The following is a 21,162-nucleotide window of genomic DNA, read 5'->3' on the forward strand; positions in this document are numbered from 1 at the left end:
TGCTGTTCCAAATTATAACAAATTAATTATGTCCTTATTTTCAGACAACATCAGAGCACTAAGGGTTAAGCATAAAATATCACAAGAAAAATTAGCTGAAAACCTAAGTATTACAAGAGGAAGATACGTGAAATACGAAGACGGAACTTCGGAAGCACCGTATGACATTTTAAAGAAGATTGCCTTATATTTTCATATGAGTATTGACTTGATATTATCTGTCGATATCCGCAAAATTGATGTGCAAAATTTGATAAAACTAGAAGGCAACCGACTTATTTTACCTATCCAAGTGGATAGTTTTGGAGAAAATTTTATTGAAATTGTATCTCAAAAAGCAAAAGCAGGTTATCTAAACGGATATGCTGATCCAGAATATATTGAAAGTTTACAGCAGATTACACTTCCTTTTTTAGGACCAGGAAAACATCGTGGATTTCCCGTTGAAGGCGATTCAATGCCTCCACACGAAGATGGCTCTATCATTATTGGTCGTTATGTGGAAAAGCTGGGAGAGGTTATGGATGGGAAAACCTATATTCTTATTACCAAAAATGAAGGAATGGTTTATAAACGTCTGAACAAAAACAAAAAGAACGCTCTGGTTTTAGAATCCGACAACAGTTTTTATCCGAATTATGAAGTGAAAGCTTCTGATATTTTGGAGATTTGGGAATACGAATGCAACATCGGCCGTTCGGATAAAAAACAAGAAACAACGGAAACTGGAGCAATGAAAGATTTGCTCTTAGAATTGAAACGTGAAGTTCGAGAGATTAAGAATAATACTTCTAATACGTAAAAAGAGTTTGCCACGAAGGCTCTAAGCCACAAAGCTATTCAAAAAAACTTTGTGTCTTAGAGCCTTTGTGGCAAAAAAAACTAAAAGACTTTCGCAAAACTCAACCCATATTGCTGTCCATTATAAAAAGGCATTATCATAGAAGTTGATTTATTTTCAGAAGAAGATTTGAATAGCTTTTTAGTAATATATGGATTAATCCAATACGCAATTTTGGTACTCAAAATCCCAATTCCTGCTCCCGCAGCGACATCTGTCAGCCAATGACGATTATTGTAGATTCTAAAAAGTCCCGTTCCAGTAGCAACGGCATAACCCGCAATTCCGTACCAAATCGATTTGTCTTTATATTCTTGGTATAAAAATTCGGCACCCATAAATGCAGTTGCGGTGTGTCCGGAAGGGAAGGAGTTGTTCGAACTTCCGTCAGGTCTTTCTACATGTGAAATCGATTTTAAACTTAAAACTGTTGTAGCCATAATTGCATACGAAGTCACAAGTATTACAGAACGGTCGCGCATATTATTTTTACCTTTTACTCCAAAAGCATTCAACGCATAAACAGATACGGCAGGCGCATATTGCGAGAAATCGTCAATAGTAACTTTCTCGTCGATATCTTCAGTAACTTCATCCTTAATTTGATGATTAAAACTCAAAAGCTGATCACTTTCTAAACCAATTACACCATAACCAATTAATACGCTCGGAATAATTAATTGTTTGTAATTAAATTTTAAATGATTGGAAGTGCTGTCAATTTTTGTGATCGAATCATTTTGCTGTGCATTTGCTGAAAATAATCCGAATAGAAATAGTAGAGAAACTGTTTTGTAAAACATCTTTCGTTGTCGTTATATTTTGCAATATTAACGAAGGTTTTTGCCAACTATTTTTCTCTTAATTGAACCTTAAGTGAATATTAATTTGTTGGTTTTAAATGTGATAGTTGGATTAAGATTGGCTAAATAAGAGTCTTATTTTATTTTCCTTTTTTCAGGATTTTGACGATTGTCCCAAAAAGATAATACTTCTATTTGATTGTTATTAATTTCATAAAAAATCAAATAAATTTTCATTGGAATAACGCGAGTGATTTTATTTGAAGTAAGCCTTCCGATAAACTCATTATTAGAAAGAGTTTCTAATAAATCTTCAACTTCTTCAAGAATTTTTAAGCTGTAATCAGAATTTCCATTCCTGAAAACATAAAACTCAAGAACATTTGAAAATTCAAGTTTAGCAAGATCAGACCAGATTATTTCTTTTTTAGCCATTCTCTCATCTCTGAAATTACATCTTCATTTTTATGAAATTCGCCATTTTTTATCTGATTTCGGCTTGTTTCGATAGAAGATTGTTGTTCAGCATTTAATTCATATAATGACTGTTCTGAAGAATCAAAAATAGTTTGAAGTGCTTTTAAAAAATTCATGTCTTTAGAATCTCTAATTCTGGAGATCAAATTTTCTTTTATTTGCGCTGTCATGTCCATATCAAATTCTTTTTAATACTCAAAATTAAAGATTTATTTTCAAAATACTGTTAAATAATTTATACTTTCAACGAAAACCAAAAGGTACTTCCCAATCCCAAATTACTCTCAACACCAACATTTCCATTTTGTGCCTCAATAAATTCTTTGCTAATGGCTAAACCCAATCCCGTTCCGGATTTCTGACTTCCAGGAACCTGAAAATATTTATCAAAAACTTTGTCTTTATATCTTGCATCAATTCCTTTTCCGGTATCGATAACCTGAAAGACAATTTGATTTAGTTCTTTTTTAAGTTTGATGTGAATGGTACTTTTTTCAGAAGAATATCTGATTGCATTCGACAAATAATTAATCAAAACCCAGCCTGTTTTTTCGCTGTCGGCTTTTACGTCTTCTAGATTTTCATCGGCATCAATTACTAATTTAATCTGTTTTTGATCAGCCTGAACTTTTACCGCTTCAACAGCATAATTTACAATTTCATGCGGATTGCTTTTTTCGATATTTAACTGAATATTTCCCGTTTCTAATTGAGATAGATTAAGCAATTCGCCTGTAATTTTTAATAAGCGTTGACTATCGTCTTTTATGCTTTCAACCAATTGTTTTTGGTCTTCGTTCATGTCGCCTGTTTTTTCATTTTCAAGCAATTTCAGGCTTAATTTTATCGAAGCAATTGGTGTTTTTAATTCGTGTGAAACGGTTGCAATAAAGTTGGTTTTGGCAAAATCCAGTTCTTTAAAAAGCGTAATATTTCGCAGAATAATAACATCACCAATATTGATTTCTTTTTCTTCACCTGTCGGAATTATGGTAATGTTCAGAATTTCTTTTTCGAAATAACTTTCTTTTCCGTGCGCGTAAATTTTAAGTGGTTGTTTTTTAGGTGAATCTTCATCCTCTTTTAAAATCAAAGAACGAATCAAATCATTCGACAAGGCTAGAGTAGAAGCCGATTTCCCGATAACATCTTCCAGTTTCAGACCAACAATTTTCAGTGCTTCATCATTGGCAAACAAAACAATTCCTTCATGATCAAGACCAATAATAGGATCGTTCATATTATTGACTAAAGTTTCCAGTCGTTTCTTTTCAAAAAAGAGTTTATACAAATTACTGTCATTATATTCCTGAAGTTTCTGCGCCATCGTATTAAACGATTTGGCCAAATCTCCAAATTCGCTATGACTCGTAAAATGAACGCGTTCAGAATAGTTTTTATTCGCAATTTCCTTGATACTCAGCGTTAATTCCTTTATTGGATTGGCAATATTATTTGGGAGATTAACCAATAAATTAAAAGCAATCAAAAAACATAAACTTCCCACAATAGCAATCCATAAATTAGCATTTTCGGCGGTATGTTTGGCAATATCGCTTTTCTGTTTTATAGCATCCAGATTCAGTTTCATGATGGCAAAAATATCCTGTCTGATTTTTGCTTTTATGGTTTCGTTTGCTCCGTTTTGTTCTAAAAGCGTAAAACTTTTTTCAAGGTTCTCGGTTGCTTCTTTTTCTCCCGGTTCGGTAACATTTTGCGTTTGTTTTTCAAGATATTCTTTGAAAACATGAATCTTGCTATCAGGGCTCGCTTTAATTTCATCCAAAGACAAAATCATATTTCGCGAATATTCCAGCGTATTATAATTCGCTTTCAGAATATTCTCGGTATCTGCTTTTATCAAAAAAACAGAATAACCGCTCACTAACGAAAGTATGATGATCATTAAAAATAACAATCCAACTCCCAGATTCAATTTGGTTTTAATTCTCATATTTTATTTTTTGTGTGAAATGCTGTTTGTAAAATGTGAAATGAAAAACAACATCTTACATTTCACATAAAACATTTTACGATAATATCACAAGATCAACATTTGATAAAGACAGTTTATTCAACAAACGTCTAAAAATTGTTGTAGACAAAATTACTTTAAATAAATTCAAATGCGGTTTTCCAATGCAGACTGTTGTAATTTGTTTTTCTTCTACGGTTGCCAAAATCGCATCGGCAATATTACTGTTTTCCAGTTTAATAACTTCAGCGCCTAATTGCACGGCGAGTTTAAAATTATTAATTAAATGTCTTTGTTTGTCCAAAGCAATTTTATTACTGCTTTCCTGCGGAGTTTCCACATATAAAACATACCACAATCCGTTATAATAACTGGAAAGTCTTGCTGTTTTTCTAATCACAATTTTAGCCGTTTTATCATTACTGCTAATGCAGGCCAACAATTTCTCATGTCGTAAAGCATGAAGATTCGGAACTTCATTTTCGACTTTTCGAACGACCTGACTCGCTACTTCTTTCAAAGCCAGTTCTCGAAGTTGTAAAATCTGTTCCGATTTAAAAAAGTTCGTTAAAGCCGTCTGAATTTTATCTGGAGTATAAATTTTTCCTTCTTTCAAACGCGCAATCAAATCTTCTGATGTTAAATCGATATTAACGACTTCATCTGCCAATCGTAAAACATTATCAGGAATTCGTTCCTGAACATCAATATTTGTAATACGTTTGACATCTTCATTTAAACTTTCAATATGCTGAATATTAACCGCCGAAATGACATTAATTCCAGCTTCCAAGATCTCTAAAACATCCTGCCAGCGTTTCTCATTTTTGCTTCCTTCAACGTTTGTATGCGCCAATTCATCAACAATCACAACTTCTGGACGAAGGTTGATAATCGCCTGAACATCGAGTTCTTCGAGTTCCTTTCCTTTATAAAAAATAGTCCGTCTAGGGATTATAGGCAATCCTGCTAATAATTCATGAGTTTCTTTTCGCATGTGCGTTTCGATGTAGCCAATTTTTACATCGATTCCGTTTTTTAATAACGAATGCGCTTCCTGAAGCATACGAAAAGTCTTGCCCACACCGGCACTCATTCCAATGTAGATTTTGAACTTTCCCTTTCGTGATTTCTGAATTAAATCGAGAAAGTGCTGTGCGTTATTATTTTCGTTTTCCATATTTTTTGCCGCTAAGGCGCTAAGTCACAAAGTTTTTTTAAGCCACAGATTGCACAGATTAAAAGGATTTTTTAAATATCTGTGTGTAGATTTATTTGCCACGAATTACACAAATTTCCACGAATTATATTGAATAAAAATTAGTGAAAATTTGTGTAATTCGTGGCGAAAAAAAAATCCCTTTAATCTGTGCAATCTGTGGCAAGAAATTTTCCTAGAAACTAATCGCCAGCGAAGTCGTCACAAAAGTGTTCGTGTCTGTTGGAACGTTATCTTTTGTGAAGATTTCATCTTTACTCGAAAGATTTCTAGCCTCAATTCTAAACATTACATTGTCAGTAACTAAGTAATCAAAGTTAGCTGAAAATCCGTAAGTTTTAAAACCATTTGGTGTTTCAGTTGCGATAATTACACCTTTTTCATCACTATAATATTCACCGCGTGCTGCAAGCTGAATTTTATCTGTTGGTTTATATTGCAGAATCAAAACTGGCGAAAACCAAGTGTCATATTTGTTACTGTTTTTAGCCGATTGCTGAGATCCAACATCAAGACCAGCCGTTATGTTTGTTTTCTCTGTTACTTTAAACTGTCCGTAGAAGTTATTAAAATAACGCCATTTTTTGTCGATATCTGGCTGCTCATTTCCAACATAAGTACTCCAGTTTAAAACAACTCGATCAGACGGTTTGTAAGTAACCTGCGTTCCAAAAGCAGGCGTTTGATTTCCTTCTACCTTCTCAATTCGCTGCCAGCCATTTAAGTACATACCCGCCAAATACCATTCTCCAGATTCAGAAGTGTAACCAATTTTAACTCCTGTTTCATAATAAGGAGAATTTTCAGCCAGAATACTTCGTGATAAAGTCTGGCAATCTTTTCCAATCGCACTTTCAAAACCAATATGCGAAGGCATGATTCCAGCATCAATCCATAAATTATGGTTTTTCGAAATCTTTACACCAACATTCGCCTCGTAAATATTTTTCAATAAACCTTGCTCGGCAGCCATATTGTATTCGGCGTAAGTTCCCGCCATTAGAGCAAAATTACCACGAATATTATCTTTGGTGTAATTTACTTTTGCCATTCCTAAATTAATATTCACTTCATTACTTTTATTAAAATTGTAAAAAAAGTTTGGTCGAGTATGATTTTCAGGTTTTCCAAAATCATAACTATAATAAGTCTCTACATATCCTGAAAATGTTAATGGACTTTTTGTTTCTTCTTGTGCATGTAAATTGCTGTAACCAAAAGCGATTAAAGCAGTAAGTATAATTTTTTTCATTGTTAATTGTGGTATTCAAACCCGAAAGGGTAATTAATTATTAGTAGATTTTTTTTTAGGAGCTATTTCCCGCTATCCGTTTCAATCTTTTGTATCGAACGCCGGTACAAAAGGATTTTCACTACTATCGGGGCTAGAGTATTTGGGGTAAAAAAGGCGTTTTTGTTTCCTGCAAGGTTTTTGAAACCTTGTAGGGATTTAATTTTAAAGTTTTTGATTCAACGTCTTGTTTTGTCATTTCGATCCCGAGGCTTCGGGAGAGAAATCTTCGTAAGTAGCTCCGCAAAGAATGTCAATCTGTGTCGATCTTGCAACGAAGATTTCTCCTCCGTCGAAATGACAAGAATGCGCATAGAAAAACCTTAGTGTCTTAGCGACTCAGAACCTCAGAACCTCGTTTTATCGAAGCTGATCAAGCGCCACATTCAATTCCAAAACATTCACCGTTTCAGGACCAACAACAGCTGAATTAATTTTAGATTCAACTAAAGTTTTTACTTTAGCTTCATCCAGTTTTCTTTCTTTAGCAATTCGTTTAACCTGAATCAGCGCCCCTTGCGGAGAAATATTTGGATCTAAACCACTTCCTGAAGCCGTTACCATATCAGCCGGAATTTCAGATTTTTTCAAGTAAGGATGAACAAGCAATAGTGTATCAATTCTTTTTTGAACCAAAGCTAAATATTCAGCATTACTTGGACCTTTGTTGCTTCCGGCACTTCCGGCAGCATTATAATCAACGGCAGAAGGTCTTCCCCAGAAATAATTCGACTTATCGAATTTTTGACCAATTTTTTGGTATCCAACCACTTTTCCGTTAACCGAAATCGTTTCTCCTTTCCCTTGATTTGGAGCTAATTTTGCAATTCCGTAAATCGCAAGAGGATAAATAACTGCGAACAAGATTAAGGTAGCCACAGTAAGTTTTAGTATAGAAAATAGATTTTTCATTTTTTTTGAGATTCTAAAGGACTAAGTTGCTAAGGTTCTAAGTTTTTTATCTCAGAACTTAGCAATTCAGAACCAATGTTTTTATTGAGTTTTTGATAGATTCTAGTTTTTACGATTCTAAGAGAAAACCTTAGTCTCTTAGAATCTCAGTACCTAAGAACCTTAAATAAAGATTGCTACGATTAAATCAATTACTTTAATTCCGATAAAAGGAACAATTAAACCACCCAAACCATAAATTAAAAGGTTTCTTTTTAGGATGGCACTGGCTCCAATTGGACGATAATCAACACCTTTCAGCGCAAGCGGAATCAATATCGGAATGATAATCGCGTTGAAAATTACAGCCGATAAAATTGCGCTTTCAGGACTGTGCAGATGCATAATATTTAAACCTTGCAGCGCAGGAATCGCAGTAATAAAAAGAGCAGGAACAATAGCAAAATATTTCGCAACGTCATTTGCAATAGAAAAAGTAGTTAAAGTACCTCGAGTCATTAAAAGCTGTTTCCCAATTTCAACAATCTCAATTAATTTTGTTGGATCATTGTCGAGGTCGACCATGTTTCCTGCTTCTTTTGCAGCCTGAGTCCCGCTGTTCATGGCAACTCCAACATTGGCTTGGGCAAGGGCAGGGGCATCATTTGTTCCGTCACCCATCATGGCAACCAATCTTCCTTCGGCCTGTTCTTTTCTAATGTAGTTCATTTTATCCTCAGGTTTCGCTTCGGCAATAAAATCATCAACACCGGCTGCCTCGGCAATAAATTTTGCTGTAAGCGGATTATCACCTGTAACCATTACCGTTTTGATTCCCATTCTGCGTAAGCGCTCAAAACGTTCTTTCATTCCGGTTTTTATAATATCCTGAAGTTCTATTACACCTTGAACTACATTGTTTTTAATAACAACCAGCGGCGTTCCTCCGTTAGATGAAATCGTAATTACTTGTTGTGCAGTATCATCTGGAAAAGAATTTCCTGCTTGCAGTGCGATATTTTTAGCAGCATCTTGCGCACCTTTTCTAATATTTGTACCATCTTTTAAAATAACTCCGGAAGTTCTCGTTTCGGCGGTAAATTTGATTAAAGTAGCACCTTCAATAGATAATTTACTGGCAGTTTCGGCTCCTGCCAATTCTACTATACTTTTCCCTTCCGGAGTATCATCTGCTAATGAACTAAGCACAGCAGATTTTATAAATTCTTCCTCTGAAATTCCTTTAGAAGGATAAAAATTGGTTGCTTTTCTGTTCCCGATTGTTATTGTTCCTGTTTTATCTAAAAGCAGTACATCAATATCTCCAGCAGTTTCAACCGCTTTTCCAGATTTCGTGATTACGTTAGCTCGTAAAGCTCTGTCCATTCCCGCAATACCAATAGCAGAAAGTAAGCCTCCAATTGTAGTTGGAATTAAACATACAAACAAAGCAATGAAAGCCGCAATCGTGATGGGTGCGTTGGCATAGTCGGCAAACGGTTTTAGCGTAACGCACACAATCACGAAGATTAAAGTAAATGCGGCTAGTAAAATGGTTAATGCGATTTCATTTGGTGTTTTTTGACGGCTTGCACCTTCAACCAAAGCAATCATTTTATCTAAAAAGCTTTCGCCAGGTTCAGAAGTTACTTTTACTTTAATTTTATCAGATAATACTTTTGTTCCTCCAGTTACTGAAGATTTGTCTCCACCAGCTTCCCGAATTACAGGCGCACTTTCTCCAGTAATAGCACTTTCGTCGATGGTTGCCAGACCTTCAATAATTTCACCATCGGCAGCAATTAAATCACCGGCTTCGCAAACGAAAATATCGTCTTTTTTTAATGCCGAAGAGCTGATGTTTCTAATTTCTCCGTTAGGTAAAATTTGTCTTGCAGGAGTTTCTTCTCTGGTTTTTCTTAAACTGTCTGCTTGTGCTTTTCCTCTTGCTTCAGCGATAGCTTCAGCGAAATTGGCAAATAATAGAGTTGCTAATAAAATGAAGAATACAATTAGATTATAAGTAAGACTTCCTTGGTCGTTTGCTCCCATTAATATTGAAATGCAAACGGCAAACATAATTGCTGTTCCAATTTCTACGGTAAACATTACCGGATTTTTGATCATCATTTTTGGATTCAGCTTGACAAAAGATTGCACGAAGGCTTCTTTTACCTGTTTACTTTCAAACAATGATGTGGATTTATTAGTTGTCATTTTCTTGTAAAAAGTTAAATGTTATTTGTTAAATGTTATGCGATAAAAAACACATAGATTGTAAACATAGCCAGTGGTTTCAACCACTGGGACGCAACGTATGTAACAATCTTTGTCCTCACAATTCGTTTCCCGTGGTTGAAACGACGGGTTATATTAAAATAGGAATGAACGATCTGTTATTTCAGCTATGTGTAAAAACGAGTTTTCTTTTTACTCTCTTTTAAGAGTTAAATTCTATGTTCCTATGTGTTTAAAATATCCAGCATTTTTATTTTAGTGTAAAATATTCCGCCAAAGGTCCAAGTGCCAACGCTGGAAAAAATGATAAAGCAGCGATAATTGCGATTACGGCAAAAGTCATTATTCCAAAAATTGATGTATCCGTTTTTAAAGTTCCTGCACTCTCTGGAATGTATTTCTTACCAGCCAATAAACCTGCAATTGCTAATGGTCCAATGATTGGAATAAAGCGGCTTAACAACAGCACAATTCCTGTAGTGATATTCCAAAACGGATTATTATCTCCTAAACCTTCAAAACCAGAGCCGTTGTTGGCTGCGCTCGAAGTATATTCGTATAACATTTCTGAGAATCCGTGGTTTCCAGGATTATTTAACCAGCCCGTTGCGTTTCCGTTAAACCAATAACCCATTGCAGTATCATGAGCAGCGAAATAAGATGCTAAAGCAGTTCCTGATAATATTAATAAAGGGTGAAGAATGGCGATAAAAGCAGCTATTTTTACTTCCCGAGCTTCGATTTTCTTTCCTAAAAATTCAGGAGTTCGACCAACCATTAATCCAGAGATAAATACCGCCAGAATAATAAAAATGTAGTAGTTCAAAATACCCACGCCACATCCGCCGTAAAAAGCATTAACCATCATAGCAAGTAATTCCATTGCACCAGAAACAGGCATAGAACTATCGTGCATACTATTTACAGAACCTGTAGAAATTACGGTTGTAGCAATACTCCAAAAACCAGATATTGCTGGCCCAAACCGAACTTCTTTTCCTTCCATCGCTCCATTTGTCTGTGCGATTCCCATTTTTTCGATGGCAGGATTTCCGTTAATTTCGCTCATAACTGTCGGGGTTACTAATAATAGGAAACCAACTGTCATTACTCCGAAGATTATGTAGGATAGTTTTCTTTTCTTTAAATAAAAACCTAGAGCAAAAATCATCGCAAACGGAACAATCATTTGTGCCCAAAGCTCAACTCCATTAGTAAAATAAGTCGGGTTTTCTAACGGATGTGAGGAGTTAGCTCCAAAAAATCCGCCGCCATTTGTACCAATATGTTTAATAGCAATAAAAGCAGCAGCAGGACCTCTCGATACTTCTACTTTGTCACCTTGTAAAGTTGTAATAGCATCTTTTCCTTCAAAAGTCATTGGAGTTCCGCTAAAAACTAAAGCGATTGCTACAATTGCTGAAAGCGGTAATAAAATACGAGTACAGCTTTTGATGAAATAATTGTAAAAATTACCCAGTTGTTCAGTAGTTCTTTCTTTCATTGCAGTAAAGACCATTGCAGCCGCAGCCAAGCCGATACCAGCAGAAACAAATTGAAGAAACATCAATACTATTTGTGAAAGGTATGAAACCCCGCTTTCACCTGAATAGTGCTGTAAATTACAATTGACTAAAAATGAAATGGCAGTATTAAATGCCAGATCAGGTGTCATAGACGGGTTGTTATCTGGATTAAGAGGTAAAGAACCTTGAGATAATAAGATAAAAAAGCAAAGAAAGAACCAAATCATGTTTATACTTAAAAGTGCTTTTAAGTGTTGTTTCCAGTTCATTTCTTCGGCAGGATTTATACCGCTGATTTTAAAAATAATTTTTTCAATTGGATTGAAAATCGGGTCAAGAAGTGTTTTATCTCCCAAATAAACTTTAGCAATATATTTTCCTAAAGGAATCGCTAAAACAATAGTTAAGATAAAAATACCAATGACGCCTAATAATTCTGTGTTCATAATTTTTATTTTTTTAGTGAAAGATGAGGGGTGATTTGTAAAATGGATTGATGAATAAAATTTACGTTTACATTTCACATATAACATTTCACTTTTTACATGATTTAAAATTTTTCGGGTTTGATTAATACATAAATCAAATACACGAAAACAGCGATTGAAATGATAAATAGTGCGGTCATGATTTATATTTTTTCAAAAAATTCAACTGATAAAAAACAAATGGCAAATAGCACAATGGCCAGCCCGAGTAAAAGAAAAGTGATCATAGGATAATTATTTTAGATTTAAGAATTCAGATTTTAGGTTATGTTGAAGTGATTAACCAATTAAACAGTTAACCTATTCAACATATTTATACTCCCGATGCATTAATCTGCTTGATATATTCCGCTTTAAGCGTTTGAGGAAAAAGATGTGAAATATTGCAATGACGCATTTCCATAAAAGAAGAAACTGAGAAAACATACACATTAGAAATGGCATTTTTAGTTTCGATGCTTCCAGTTACAAATAGACGCTCAGCAAGAGCCAGGCATTTTTTTGCCCGAACTATATTACCCGAAATAATAGATTTTTTGGTTATCTCAGCAAAGCGTTCAGCTTGTTTGCAGATTGAGGTGACTTGGTTTTTCATTTGGAATGAATTTTAATGTTCTCTCTCCTTATGCCAAAATATGTTCCGAAAAAATGAAGTTGTATCTAAAGTGTTGTCAATAAAAGGAATGTAGTTTTGTGCCAAAAAGAAGGCATAAAAAAAGCCTATCATTTTGATAAGCTTTTCTCGTTTTGATATGTTATTGTTAAGCTCCAGCGGAGCGTTATATTTATAGAAAACAATAAGTACAGATATTACAGCCCCAAAGGGGTGATATTAAGTGTCGCTCCGCTGGAGCTTTTTATCATTGGCAATAAATAATCTATAAATATGACGCTTCTCCGAAGCTTTGAAAATTGAATTTGCTATTAATATTGACATTGCTATTTTAGTTGAAATTTGGAATTTAATTTTTCTCTATTCCATATTCTTCCAACTTTCTATATAAAGTAGCAATCCCAATTTCTAATAATCTAGCCGTTTCAGCTTTATTACCTTTAGTATAATTCAATACTTTTTGAATATGAAGTTTTTCAACACTCTGCATTGAGAAAGCTGACATAGGTTTTGAACTTTTTTCTGCTTGATGCTGCATTTCGTAAGGCAGAACATCCGAAGTTAAAGTATCACCATTACTCAAAATAACCGATCTCTCGATAATATTTTTAAGTTCGCGGATATTTCCAGGCCAGGAATAATTTTCAAGTTTATGCAGGAAATCATCTGCAATGTGTAATGTTTTTTTATTCGTTTTTTCAGAAAACTGTTTAACGAAATAATGAGTCAATACTGGAATATCTTTGATTCTTTCTCTTAAAGAAGGAAGTTTAATTTCGAAGATATTCAAACGGAAATACAAATCAGAACGAAAACGATGTTCATCACTTTCTGTTTTTAGATCTCGGTTTGTCGCAGCAATTAATCTAAAGTTTGATTTTTTTGAGGTAGTATCACCAACAGGAATATATTCGCTGGTTTCTAAAACCCGTAATAGTTTAGCCTGAAGATCAATTGGCATTTCACCAATTTCGTCTAGAAATAAAGTACCGCCGTTTGCCTCTTCAATAAAACCTTTTTTATCTTTTAAAGCTCCTGTAAAAGCTCCTTGTTTGTGACCGAATAATTCGCTTTCAAGAATTTCTTTGCTAAAAGTACTGCAGTTTAAAGCCACAAATGATTTTCCTGCACGATTACTGTTTTCGTGAATAGCTTGTGCAAAAACTTCTTTTCCAGTCCCAGTTTCGCCTGTAAGTAAAACACTCGAATCTGTTTTAGATACTTTTTGTGCCAAATCAATTACCTGTTCAAGACCTTTTGATTTTCCAATGATAGTTTTAAACGAATATTTATCATTGATTCGTTTTTCAAGTTGCTGCACTTTTTTTTGCAAATGCACTTTTTCGACGGCTTTGTAGAGAAGCGGAATAATTTTGTCATTATCGTCGCCTTTTACGATATAATCAAAAGCGCCATTTTTCATCGCCTGAACTCCATCTGGAATATTTCCAAAAGCCGTTAATAGAATAACTTCTGTCAATGGGAAATTTCCTTTTATGTTTTGAAGAAAATCGACACCATTTCCGTCAGGCAATTTTACATCGCATAGTACGACATCTATTTCGGTTTGTTCCAGTTTTTTTAAACCCGATTTTAAATCTTTGGCTTCGATAACTTCAAAACCTTCTGATTTTATAATTCGCGCTAAAAGACTTCTGAGTTTTTCTTCGTCGTCTATAATTAAAATTTTGTGTGTCATTTGCAGATAAGCTAAAAACGAATTGGTATTTTGATATACAAATTTAGGTTTAAAATCAGTTCTCTTTTTTGATTCAGCGGAAATTATTTTTTGCCACGACTCGAGCGACAGCGAACAGGCGAAGCAATTCACGAATTTCTCTAATTCCTATTTTTTGACTTGTTTTTATTTCAAACATATCCCGTGGATTCAACCACGGGTACACAATATAAATTACACCCAATTCGTAACGTTTCCCACGGTTGAAACCTCGAGCTATTTTGAGCATTTGCGAAAAACTAAAATTAAAAATTCGTGAAATTAGTGGCAAAAAACTAATCGATTTCCTTCTCGTTGTCCTTTATAAAAGTATCAATATTCATTAAATACGGATCAATCACAATGCGTTGAGGTTTTGTTTTCAGTTTGATTTTACCTTCAATTTTATTGTTTTTGATAGTGAAAGGATAACGAAACAGTTTTCCGTTTTCATCATAAATTCCAATATCTATTGTAGCATCGTTTGCAATTGATTTTCGTTCTCCAGTTGCATTTTCTCTGAATTTTTCAGAAACCGCTTTAAAAGAAACTTCATAAAAGCCATTCTTTCTACTACTTGAAACCCATTCTATTTTTGACGAATACGTAATAATCTGCTTAAACATTTCATCCAATTTAGTATGCAGTTTAACATTTGCAACAGCATAAATTTCCTTTAATAAACTTTCAGAATCAGGAAACGGATTTGGATATTTATTATGATTCAGGAAATTTTTCAAAGCCAGATTTACTTTTTCCTCGCCAATTAAAACACGGAGCTGATGCATCACCAGCATTCCTTTGTCATAAGGCAAATGGGGAGTTTCATAATTCGTTTTATACAAAGGTGTTTCAGGATCATAACTTCGACTGCTCAAATATAAATCGAGATGAATTTTTAAAGTTTCTAGCGCTTTTTCCAAGCCATGTTCTTTTTCATACAACATCAATTCCGTGTATTGCGCCAAAGTTTCGGTCAAGATCCAGCTTCCTTCTTTTTGTTCCGGATTGATCTGTGAATTTCCCCACCATTCATGCGACAATTCATGAGCCGTTAATTGATTAATTACATCTTCCTTATCCTTATTGTTGAGGTTGCTGTAAAATCCAAAATTCTCTTTCATAAAAACCGTCGACGGATAAGAAGTCGCCGCAAATCCATCGGCGAAAGCCGAAACCTCGGCATAACGAATCGTTTTGTACGGATATTTTCCAAAGTTATTCTGGCAGTAATCTAAAGTGTTTTTTACATCCTGAATTAGTTTTTTGATGTTTCTGGAATGCCTTTTATCATAAAAAACTTCAATAGAAATACCTTTATAATTCGTTTTTTGGATTTCATATTCGGCGGAAGAAAAGGCAAATCGAAACGGAATTTTGCCATTAGATGTATAATGAAAATAATTGCGGTTGTCTTTTGTCCAATTTCCAATTAAATCCCCAACGCCAATCGCTGTTTGATTTTTAGAAGTCGAAACCACAGCATCATAATCAACAAAATCATATCTAATTTCCGATTTGTCTTCCAGTTTTTTAAGAGGCGTCTGCGGTTTCAAATGCCTTTTCGCACGTTCTTTTTTACTGCTGATTTCATTCGATTCCTGATAACCAAAAAGCGGAAAGTAACGGCTTATTCGCATAAAAGAGCCATTTTCGATTATAGAATTAAAAGCAGTATGTCCTTTAAATGGTGACCACGAAGACTCAAATGAAAAACTCATTTTCATTTTCTGCTGAGGTTCTAAAGGTTTTTCCAATCGATACCAATAATGCTGAAATGCCGAAACATCATCCAGATTTTTCGAATCCGGAATTTCAACAGAAGTCAGTTTCGAATTTCGATCTATATATAGGAGTAAACTATCGATAGGTTTTTCAGAATTATTGATCAATTCATAAGTACCTTTTACTTCATAACGATTTTCCTCAGGAAATAAATCTACTTTGCTTTTTACAGAAACGATCGTGGGCTGAGGCAGATTAGTGTATTTTTTAAATTGAGTTTCATATTTCTCGCTCCAGTTATTCTGGTCTTCTTCGGTCAAATATGGATATTCGAGATTGGTTTTATAAAAAAGATAACTTCCAAAACCAATAAAAAGAATAATTCCCAAGAAGAAAGTTGCTTTCTGAAAGTCATTAAATGAATTTCTTCGAAAGGTTTTTACAATTGAAGCATTTCTTTTCCATAAAATTCCAGTCAAAGTAAGAAGCAGTAAAGCCAATCCGAAATTGTACAACATCGAAATATGAAAAGGAAGGGTGTATTTTCCGAAACCATTCAAATCAAAATATTCTCTTTTAAAAGCATCTCCAAATCGAAGTAAGGGATGTGAAATTCCCAATTGCTCTCCAATTCCGGTGCAAAACAGAAGACATATAAAAGACGCAACTGAAAGTCCGATATATTTATTTTTAATAAAAGTCTGAATCGCAATTACCAAAATCGAGATCAACAACAACGGAAAACCAAGATAATAAAATAGAGAAAGATAAAGCCCAATTTCGATTGGAGCATTCGCATTCGCAATCTGAAAGGCACATCCAATCAAAATACTAATGCTGATAATGATTAACGGAATAATAAAAAGTGCCGTCAATTTCGAAAGTAAAACTACAAATTGAGAATACGGTGCGGTATTTTCCAGCATTTCAAATCTCGAATTTTCGCTTCGGTTTACTAATTCACTGCTGTAAAAAAGGAGAATTAAAATTAGAATAAACGGCAGACGATCCATTATCGTGGAAATCATCAAAGCCGTATCCGTAATTTTTTCCGCTAATCGGATTCCGCCGTCAATTTCATCCGAAATTTCGATTGCCAATAATCCCGAAAACAAAAGAACAATCAATAAAAACGGAATTCCTTTTAGAACTAAAAAAATATCCAGCTTGATATTGCTTTTAAAAACCGCCCAATTATGTCTGAAAGTTTTGAATTCGATGTTTTTTGGAATTTCCGAAGAAAGTACTTTTGCTTGTTTTGAAATAGTTTTTGAGGTTTTTATCTTTTTAGTTTTCGTTTTTCGGAAGGAAAACAATCGATACGAGACAAAAAGTAAAAGTATCGCAACAGAAAACCACAGCATTCTGTTGAATAAAAAGTTGCCAGAAAGCGAAACCAATTCGGTATTTTTTTCAATTGCAGTCCAATATCTTGTTTGTTCTAAAAACGCTCCCAAACCAAACGGATCTATTTTTGCGGACAAAGACATGGCTTTCGCCGAAGACGGAGAAGCATTTGCAAAGATGGGCGAATTAGAAAAAATCGAACCCGCAATGTATAAGATGTAGATTAATAAACCTCCAACATAAATAAAGAGTTTGCTTCTAGTAAGCCAGGCCAAAGCAGTCAATATCGAAAGGCACAGGAAAATATTCGGAATCACAATGACAAAATACGGCCAGAGATAATTTATAATTTCAAAAGGACCAATCTCGCTTTTAGAAAGCCACGACATTTGATGTCCAACGATCATCCCGACGATAAACATTCCAAAAGAAACTACGGCGATTATAAATGCCGTAATAAATTTTGGAGCCAAAAAATGAAACTTAGAAATAGGAGCGGAGAAAATAATCGAATCGAATTTCGTTTCATATTCTTTTAAAAAACTTTGCGCAACCTGAAGTGTAATCGAAAATATCGTCATCAATGAAATCAGACCAATCGCATAAGTCAATACGTACGGACTATTTTTGTAAGCACCCGAAAAAGAGAAGTTCGCAAAAGCACTCACAAAAAATCCTAAAACCAAATAAATGATAAACATGGCATAAAAAGTCCAGCTTCTGGTATTGTTATGCCATTCAAATTGAATTAATTTAGAAAGCATAACCTTAATTTTTAAGTTGATTTTGAGCTAAAACACTAAAATAAACATCGCTTAAATCGGGCGAGATCAATTCGAAACCAGAATCTGGCCTTTCATCTGAGAAAACATGAATATTGATTTTCCCTGAATTTAAGTTGGACGAAATAATATTAAAGTTCGATTGATGATCCTTTAGTTCTGTTTTAGTAATCGCCTTCATCCAGATTTTATCTTTCAAAGAATCGATCGCTTCATTTGGTTTTCCTTCCAAAATCAATTTTCCGTTAGAGATAATGGCCATTTTTGGACATAAATCACGAACGTCTTCTACAATATGAGTCGATAGAACTACGATAATACTTTCGCCAATTTCACTCAGCAAATTATTAAATCGGTTTCTTTCCTCCGGATCAAGTCCCGCAGTAGGTTCATCCACAATAATAATCTTCGGATTTCCCAACAAAGCCTGCGCAATTCCAAACCGTTGACGCATACCGCCGGAAAAAGAATGAACCGCTTTGTCTTTGTGTTGCAATAAATTCGTTTGCTGTAATAGATACAAAATTTGATCGTGACGTTCCTTTTTATCAACGATTCCTTTTAAAACCGCTAAATGATCGAGTAGGCGATAAGCAGAAATTTTAGGATAAACGCCAAATTCCTGAGGCAGATAACCCAAATTTTGCCTGATGAACATTGGATTTTCCAGAATGTTAATTCCGTTAAATTCAATAATTCCCGAAGTCGGTTCCTGCAAAGCGACAATAGTTCGCATTAAAGTCGATTTTCCAGCGCCGTTTGGTCCGAGTAAACCAAACATTCCGTTTGTAATTTCAAGCGATAAATTGTCAATCGCTTTTGTGCCGTTCTCATACGTTTTGCTGAGATTTTGGATTGATAAACTGTTCATTTTTTGATTGATTTAGATGATTGAATTAAAATATGATTTGAAAAAATTAGGCAATAGAATACCTGTCGGCTTCAAAAACCGATTTATTAAGAGTGAAATAAGATTTAAAAGAAAGCTATTCTGCCACGTATTCTAAAATATCGCCAGGCTGACAATCCAATATTTTACAAATAGCTTCGAGAGTATCAAACCGAATTCCTTTTGCTTTTCCAGTTTTTAGAATCGATAAATTGGCAGGCGTAATATCTAGTTTTTCTGCCAACTCTTTACTCTGCATCTTGCGTTTAGCAAGCATTACATCAACATTTACAATTATTGGCATAGTTATATAAATAAGTCTTGTTCGTTCTGAAGGTTTAAACCTTGTTTAAAAATGGCCGCTAAAAAGTAAGCAAAAACACCCAGCATTCCGTGCAATAGAATAAAAAGCGAAACTTCATTATCCAGCGGAACAAAAAAGAAAGCCACAAAAATTACAATACTTGGGATTAATAAATTGGACAAATAGAAACGCCTTAAATGAGAAATTCCATTTTGAGTAAACAGTTTCGGCTGAAAAAATACTTTGAAAACATTACTGCTCAATAAAAAGAAAAGTCCGTATAAACTCAGCGGAGCCAAAAAATCAAAAAGAATATACGGCAGATTGTAATCGCCTAACATTATTGGATGAGTAGTAAACGGATAACAAACCTGAAAATACTTTCCGTGATCTTTAAATGTCAAAAATAATCCTGTTGTTAAAGTAAAAACAGAATATACAGCTAAAAAGAAATAAACAACAGCCAAAAAACGGGTAAAGTAAAATAATATTCTAGATACAATATGAGTTGTCTTCATATAATGAAAAGTTAGATTGATATTGCAAATGTATAATTAATTATCGTAAAACAATAATTAATTATTAAAAATTGCTTGGTTGTGTATTTTAGAGAATATTATAAATCTATTAACATTCGAAAACAAAAGGCATCCGTATAAATGAGTTAATTTTGTAGACTAGCATTTTTTTATATGAAAAACCCAATTTCAGTCTCATTATTAGAGCTCGCTATTATAACTCAAGATAGCAATGCCACAGAAACATTTCAAAAAACAAAAGACATAGCACAATTAGCAGATACTTTAGGATACAAGCGGTTTTGGCTTGCAGAACATCACAATATGGCACACGTTGCAAGTACAGCAACAGTTGTTTTAATTGGTTATGTGGCAAGTCAGACAAAAAATATCCGAGTAGGTTCCGGCGGAATTATGCTTCCGAATCATTCTCCTTTAGTAGTTGCCGAACAATTTGGAACACTGGAAACGCTTTATCCCAACCGAATCGATTTAGGTTTAGGAAGAGCGCCCGGAACAGATCAGCCAACTGCCGAAGCAATTCGTAAAGACTTTTTTGAGCAGGCACAGCGTTTTCCGCAAAACGTAAGCAAACTTCAAGAGTATTTTTCAAGCGAAAATGAAACAGGAAAAGTACGTGCATTCCCAGCCGAAGGCCTAAAAGTACCAATTTGGATTTTAGGATCAAGTATGGACAGCGCAGCTTTAGCAGCAGCTTACGGATTACCTTACGCCTTTGCCGGACACTTTGCTCCAAAGCTAATGATTCAAGCATTTGAATTTTACAGAGAAAATTTCCAAGCTTCAGAATATTTAGACAAGCCAAAAACAATGGCATGCGTCAATATCATTGCAGCAGACACAAACGAAGAAGCAGAACTATTGTCTACAAGTTTGTATCAAATGTTTCTGAACCTAATTAGAAACGACCGCAAAGGTTTACAGCCGCCGGTTCCATCATTAGACGATATAATGAATGAGCAAGAACGTTTCCACGTGAATCAAATGACAGCAGGAACCTTCACAGGAAACAAAGAACAATTAATAACCGATTTGAAAAAGTTCATTGACTATGCAAGAATAGACGAACTAATGGTAACAAGCCCGATCTTTGATCATCAGGCAAAACTAAAAAGCATTCAAATCACAAAAGAAGCTATCGATAACTTAAACGAAAGTATACATATATAAGTATACTATATATAAGAGTAGATTTTATTTCCATAATCCGATAGGTTTTTAAAACCTGTCGGGTTTGTTTTTTGTATACATATATATGTATAGGATTAATCAAATTCTAATTTTCTTGTAAAGATGCACCGCAGTGCGTCTAATGCATAAGATAGATAAAATTGAAAATTTGATTTAAACGATCAGAATTGAGATTTTAATATGTATAAGGAGCTAAATCCCGCTATCCGCTGCAATCTTTTGCTTTTTAAAGGAAAAAGCAAAAGGATTTCCGCTGCTATCGGGGCTAGGGCATCCGTTTTCATAAGAGATAAAATTAAAAACTCA

The 21,162-nt window shown here is 34.4% G+C and carries 18 protein-coding genes; 2 read left to right on the forward strand and 16 right to left on the reverse strand.

Features of this window, described 5'->3' with window-relative positions:
* Positions 1-28: 28 nt before the first annotated feature.
* On the forward strand, positions 29-802 hold the full coding sequence (locus ACHRV0_RS12170) for a LexA family transcriptional regulator (protein ID WP_115889681.1): 774 nt from the start codon (positions 29-31) through the stop codon (positions 800-802).
* Between the two features lie 80 nt (positions 803-882).
* Here ACHRV0_RS12170 and ACHRV0_RS12175 read toward each other — a convergent pair whose 3' ends face one another.
* The 16 genes from ACHRV0_RS12175 to ACHRV0_RS12250 form a co-directional block, all read right to left on the reverse strand.
* Positions 883-1,644 carry a phosphatase PAP2 family protein gene (locus ACHRV0_RS12175; RefSeq protein ID WP_395441016.1) on the reverse strand — a complete coding sequence of 254 codons (762 nt, stop codon included), beginning with the start codon at positions 1,642-1,644 and terminating at the stop codon, positions 883-885.
* Positions 1,645-1,779: 135 nt separating this feature from the next.
* Positions 1,780-2,079 (reverse strand): type II toxin-antitoxin system RelE/ParE family toxin, encoded by a 300-nt coding sequence (locus ACHRV0_RS12180; protein WP_111376111.1) that lies wholly within the window; start codon positions 2,077-2,079, stop codon positions 1,780-1,782.
* Entirely contained in the window at positions 2,061-2,297 is a 237-nt protein-coding gene (locus ACHRV0_RS12185; protein ID WP_111376112.1) for a hypothetical protein, read from the reverse strand. The genes ACHRV0_RS12180 and ACHRV0_RS12185 overlap by 19 nt, the downstream gene beginning before the upstream one ends.
* Before the next feature lie 59 nt (positions 2,298-2,356).
* Entirely contained in the window at positions 2,357-4,075 is a 1,719-nt protein-coding gene (locus ACHRV0_RS12190; RefSeq protein ID WP_395441017.1) for an ATP-binding protein, read from the reverse strand.
* 76 nt (positions 4,076-4,151) lie between these two features.
* Entirely contained in the window at positions 4,152-5,276 is a 1,125-nt protein-coding gene (locus tag ACHRV0_RS12195) for a histidine kinase (RefSeq protein ID WP_035652123.1), read from the reverse strand.
* A 214-nt stretch (positions 5,277-5,490) separates the two neighbouring features.
* Positions 5,491-6,567: a porin gene (locus ACHRV0_RS12200; RefSeq protein WP_395441018.1), complete on the reverse strand. Its 1,077-nt coding sequence runs from the start codon at positions 6,565-6,567 to the stop codon at positions 5,491-5,493.
* Positions 6,568-6,966: 399 nt separating this feature from the next.
* Positions 6,967-7,518: a K(+)-transporting ATPase subunit C gene (locus ACHRV0_RS12205; protein ID WP_395441019.1), complete on the reverse strand. Its 552-nt coding sequence runs from the start codon at positions 7,516-7,518 to the stop codon at positions 6,967-6,969.
* Between the two features lie 162 nt (positions 7,519-7,680).
* The gene (gene kdpB, locus ACHRV0_RS12210) at positions 7,681-9,714 is read right to left on the reverse strand and encodes a potassium-transporting ATPase subunit KdpB (protein ID WP_395441020.1); all 2,034 of its coding nucleotides are present in this window, start codon (positions 9,712-9,714) and stop codon (positions 7,681-7,683) included.
* Positions 9,715-9,985: 271 nt separating this feature from the next.
* Positions 9,986-11,707: a potassium-transporting ATPase subunit KdpA gene (gene kdpA, locus ACHRV0_RS12215; RefSeq protein ID WP_395441021.1), complete on the reverse strand. Its 1,722-nt coding sequence runs from the start codon at positions 11,705-11,707 to the stop codon at positions 9,986-9,988.
* Positions 11,708-11,811: 104 nt separating this feature from the next.
* Positions 11,812-11,889: a K(+)-transporting ATPase subunit F gene (kdpF, locus tag ACHRV0_RS12220; protein WP_073099479.1), complete on the reverse strand. Its 78-nt coding sequence runs from the start codon at positions 11,887-11,889 to the stop codon at positions 11,812-11,814.
* A 173-nt stretch (positions 11,890-12,062) separates the two neighbouring features.
* Positions 12,063-12,344: a hypothetical protein gene (locus ACHRV0_RS12225; protein ID WP_129024076.1), complete on the reverse strand. Its 282-nt coding sequence runs from the start codon at positions 12,342-12,344 to the stop codon at positions 12,063-12,065.
* A gap of 367 nt (positions 12,345-12,711) precedes the next feature.
* The gene (locus ACHRV0_RS12230; RefSeq protein WP_395441022.1) at positions 12,712-14,061 is read right to left on the reverse strand and encodes a sigma-54-dependent transcriptional regulator; all 1,350 of its coding nucleotides are present in this window, start codon (positions 14,059-14,061) and stop codon (positions 12,712-12,714) included.
* A 314-nt stretch (positions 14,062-14,375) separates the two neighbouring features.
* Entirely contained in the window at positions 14,376-17,915 is a 3,540-nt protein-coding gene (locus tag ACHRV0_RS12235) for a M1 family aminopeptidase (protein WP_395441023.1), read from the reverse strand.
* 4 nt (positions 17,916-17,919) lie between these two features.
* Positions 17,920-18,804 (reverse strand): ABC transporter ATP-binding protein, encoded by an 885-nt coding sequence (locus ACHRV0_RS12240; RefSeq protein ID WP_395441024.1) that lies wholly within the window; start codon positions 18,802-18,804, stop codon positions 17,920-17,922.
* 115 nt (positions 18,805-18,919) lie between these two features.
* The gene (locus ACHRV0_RS12245) at positions 18,920-19,126 is read right to left on the reverse strand and encodes a helix-turn-helix transcriptional regulator (protein WP_012024053.1); all 207 of its coding nucleotides are present in this window, start codon (positions 19,124-19,126) and stop codon (positions 18,920-18,922) included.
* A 2-nt stretch (positions 19,127-19,128) separates the two neighbouring features.
* On the reverse strand, positions 19,129-19,644 hold the full coding sequence (locus ACHRV0_RS12250) for a DUF2975 domain-containing protein (protein ID WP_395441025.1): 516 nt from the start codon (positions 19,642-19,644) through the stop codon (positions 19,129-19,131).
* Positions 19,645-19,818: 174 nt separating this feature from the next.
* Between ACHRV0_RS12250 and ACHRV0_RS12255 the strand changes: the two genes are divergently transcribed.
* Positions 19,819-20,835, forward strand: coding sequence for an LLM class flavin-dependent oxidoreductase (locus ACHRV0_RS12255; RefSeq protein ID WP_395441026.1), 1,017 nt, complete (start codon positions 19,819-19,821; stop codon positions 20,833-20,835).
* Positions 20,836-21,162 lie beyond the last annotated feature (327 nt).

The sequence above is a fragment of the Flavobacterium sp. FlaQc-30 genome, assembly GCF_044005885.1.
GTDB lineage: Bacteria > Bacteroidota > Bacteroidia > Flavobacteriales > Flavobacteriaceae > Flavobacterium.